The following is a 3,584-nucleotide window of genomic DNA, read 5'->3' as shown; positions in this document are numbered from 1 at the left end:
GGCTTTGCACAGGCTGCCGATGTGCCGGTTGTTTTAGCGGGCGACATCGATCGTGGCGGCGTGATCGCGCAGATCGTGGGCACGCAAGCGGTGATTTCCGAAGAAGACGCAGCGCTAGTGGCGGGCTTCCTTGTGAACAAGTTTCGCGGTGATCCCAGCTTGTTTGATGATGGTTACGACCTGATTAAAGACACGACCGGCTGGGCGGGTTTTGGCGTGTTGCCGTATTTTGGCGAAGCGTGGAAACTGCCTGCCGAAGACGCGCTAGACATCAAAAATGCCAAAAAGGCTGGCGGGTTGAACGTGGTCTGCCTTGGGTTATCCCGGATTGCGAATTTTGACGACCTGGACCCGCTGGCGCAGGAGCCGGGTGTGTCGCTGACCATGCTGCGGGCAGGGGAGCCCATTCCGGGTGACACAGATTTGGTGATTGTTCCAGGCAGCAAGTCCACTCGAGGCGATCTGGCGTTTCTGCGTGAACAAGGCTGGGATGTGGACCTTCTGGCGCATATGCGCCGTGGCGGCCATGTGCTGGGGATTTGCGGCGGATATCAGATGCTTGGCCACGAGGTGCGTGATCCCGAAGGCATCGAAGGCGCGGCTGGCACTACGGACGGTTTGGGCCTGCTGGACGTGGTCACGGAGATGACGCCGGACAAACGTTTGACGGAAACTGCCGCGTTGCATGTGGCGTCCGGGCAAGCGTTTTCGGGGTATGAAATCCACATCGGGCGCACTGATGGGGAAGATCGGGCACGGCCGTTTGCCACTGTGGACGGGCGCGATGAGGGGGCGGTTTCTTCGGATGGGCGTGTGTCAGGCAGTTATCTGCACGGTATGTTCCGGGACGACGGGTTTCGGCGGGCGTGGTTGTCGGCATTAGGCGCAGAAGTGGGCAACGAAGGCTATGATGCCACGGTGGAGGCGGTGTTGGATCGTTTGGCGGACTACATCGAGGCCCATCTGGACGTGGATGGTTTGTTGGCAGTTGCGCGTTAGAGACACATAAATTCAGTGGGTTAGCGTCGTTGTGTTCGCAATGTACGCACGGAGGTGTCGTGTGCGGCTTTGAAGGCGCGGGCGAAGCTGGTGGGGCTGTTGAAGCCGGTGGCGAGGGCGATGTCGCGCACCGGTGTTTGCGTGTCTGTGGCGAGACGCAGGGCTTCTTCGAGGCGCATGGTCAGGTAAACAGCCTGCGGTGACTTGCGCAGGTGGGTTTGAAAGTTGAGTTCCAATGTGCGTGTGGAAAGCCCTGTTTTTGTTGCAATTTCCGGGATGGAGAGCGGTGCGTCCAATGTCTGCCCCATGAGGTCCAGAGCTTTGATCACCTTGGGGTGATGGTGGATCGCGCGGGGTATAGAGATTGGTCGCTGCGCGCTGGCGGGCATGGGATCATAGAGGAATGCGCTGCTGACGCGGCGGGCGAGCTCAGCGCCGTAGCGGGTTTCAATCAGGTAGAGCATCATGTCGATGCAGGGGCTGGCGCCGCCAGAGGTTGCGATGCGGTCGGAGATGCAAAAACGATCCCGGAGCGTTGTAACCTTAGGGAATTGTTGGGAGAATTTTTCAATATCTTCCCAGTGCGTGGTGGCGCTGTGACCGTCCAGCAGGCCCGCTTCGGCCAAAATCCAAGGGCCGCCGTCGATGGCAGCTATGGTGGTGCCAGTGGCATAAAGCCGCCGCAGGGAGGCCGACAGGCGTGGGGTAGCTTGTTCTTCCAATCGAAAGCCAGCCACGACCAACAAGAGGTCGCAGCGCAGCAACTGATCGATGGCTAAGCTGTTGATTTGTAAACCGCTTGTGAGCGAGGCCGGCGCTTCTGTGGCGGTGTAGAACTGCCAGTCAAACAGAGTTGTTCCGGCACGGCGGTTGGCGGCCCGCATGGGGTCCACTGCGGCGGCAAAGCTGAGCGTGTTGCACTCATCCAGCACCAGAATGGCCACAGCCAGAGGGGTCGGATCGTGGCGGAAAACGCTGGATTCTGCGGAAATAGACATATTGATTTCGTATAGTGAGAAGGGTTGCGCGGCAAGTGCGGTACGGTTGGGCAAGGAACACGAAAGGAATCGCCATGCCGTTGCAAATGAACCGTGAGGTTTTCATCACCTGTGCCGTGACCGGATCGGGCGGAACGCAGGACCGCAGCCCACATGTGCCGCGCAGCCCAAAGCAGATTGCCGACAGTGCAATTGCCGCCGCCAAGGCGGGCGCGGCAGTGGTGCATTGCCACGTGCGCGACCCTGAAACAGGCGCACCAAGCCGGGATTTGGGCTATTACCGCGAAGTCACGGACCGCATTCGCGACAGCGAGGTGGACATGGTGTTAAACCTGACCGCGGGCATGGGCGGTGACATTGTGTTTGGCGGGGTGGAAAGCCCGCTGCCAACGGTGGCAGGGACAGACATGGTGGGGGCCACGGAGCGGGTGGCACATGTGGCGGAATGCCTGCCGGAGATTTGTACGCTGGATTGCGGCACGATGAATTTTGCCGAAGCGGATTATGTGATGACCAACACGCCCGGCATGTTGCGCAGCATGGGAAAAATGATGACCGATCTGGGGGTTAAGCCTGAGATCGAAGCGTTTGACACAGGGCATCTTTGGTTTGCCAAAGAACTGGTGAAGGAAGGCGTTCTGGCACCGGACGCGCTGGTGCAGCTGTGCATGGGGGTGCCTTGGGGCGCACCGGATGACCTCAACACCTTTATGGCGATGGTCAACAATGTGCCGGATGACTGGACGTTTAGTGCCTTTGCGTTGGGCCGCAATCAGATGGCTTATGTCGCGGCGGCTGTGCTGGCGGGCGGCAATGTGCGGGTTGGGCTTGAGGACAACCTGTGGCTTGGCAAAGGCGAGTTGGCGCAGAACTGGCAGCTGGTTGAGCGGGCGGGCACCATCATTGAGAACATGGGCGCGCGGGTGATTGGGCCTGCGGAAGTGCGTGAGAAACTTGGCCTGGTGAAGCGGGCGCCGAAGGGATGAACAAGCGCGCCGCCCAGCCGGCTGCATGGTGCGCAACACCTGCGGGCGGCGGCTTTGGATTTAGCGGTTCGCGGCATTTGGGTCGAGCGGCGCAACACGTCGGTAAGGTGTCTGTATCGCGGCTGTTTTGCGGAGGTGCAAAAAATCGCACCTCGCGGCAGGTGTTGCGCGTTAAGAAAGCTGTTGGATCACTCGGCGGGCTTAACCCGGCACAAAAAGCAGTTGTTGGACGCGCTGCGCACATCAACAAAGGCAATGTCCTCTCGGGCAAGCAGGCTTTCAGCGTAACTCGCGATGTCCGTGGTCGGGGTCACTTGGCCCGTGCCATAGACGATGCGTTCGTCAGCAGAGTAGCCGCGCACAATGTAGGTCGGCGCGGTCAGGATGGCGGGCAGGGTGCTGGAGGGTGCGGCGCAGGAACAATTTTCGCACAGAAAGATCGGCCCGGTTTCGGTGTAGGCGTTTTGGCTTTCAAACGGCCGATGCGCGAGGATCAGAAAGGGCGATCCTTTGGGCGTGACTTTCAAGCAGGATCGGCAGGGGATGCCGTCTCCGTCGCTGACCTCGACTTCAACGACGTTGCCATAGGAGTCGGTTCGGG

Annotated in this window: 4 protein-coding genes; 2 read left to right on the top strand and 2 right to left on the bottom strand. The window is 59.9% G+C overall.

The annotated features are described in order from the left end of the window. Positions 1-999, top strand: a 999-nt coding sequence (locus QZ517_RS19830) for a cobyric acid synthase (protein ID WP_294230726.1), incomplete at its 5' end; no start/stop codon positions are given. A 20-nt stretch (positions 1,000-1,019) separates the two neighbouring features. Here the strand turns inward: QZ517_RS19830 and QZ517_RS19825 are convergent. Further along, on the bottom strand, positions 1,020-1,997 hold the full coding sequence (locus QZ517_RS19825; RefSeq protein WP_294230724.1) for a GlxA family transcriptional regulator: 978 nt from the start codon (positions 1,995-1,997) through the stop codon (positions 1,020-1,022). Positions 1,998-2,071: 74 nt separating this feature from the next. Here QZ517_RS19825 and QZ517_RS19820 point away from each other — a divergent pair, with 74 nt between their 5' ends. Then, positions 2,072-2,983: a 3-keto-5-aminohexanoate cleavage protein gene (locus QZ517_RS19820; protein WP_294230720.1), complete on the top strand. Its 912-nt coding sequence runs from the start codon at positions 2,072-2,074 to the stop codon at positions 2,981-2,983. A 188-nt stretch (positions 2,984-3,171) separates the two neighbouring features. Here the strand turns inward: QZ517_RS19820 and QZ517_RS19815 are convergent. Next, the coding region (locus tag QZ517_RS19815; protein ID WP_294230718.1) for a DUF1203 domain-containing protein at positions 3,172-3,584 on the bottom strand (413 nt) is incomplete at its 5' end.

It is taken from the genome of uncultured Shimia sp. (assembly GCF_913054185.1).
Classification (GTDB): domain Bacteria; phylum Pseudomonadota; class Alphaproteobacteria; order Rhodobacterales; family Rhodobacteraceae; genus Shimia.
The sequence above is the reverse complement of the archived record's forward strand: the minus strand, read 5'-3'. Positions and strand labels throughout refer to the sequence as shown.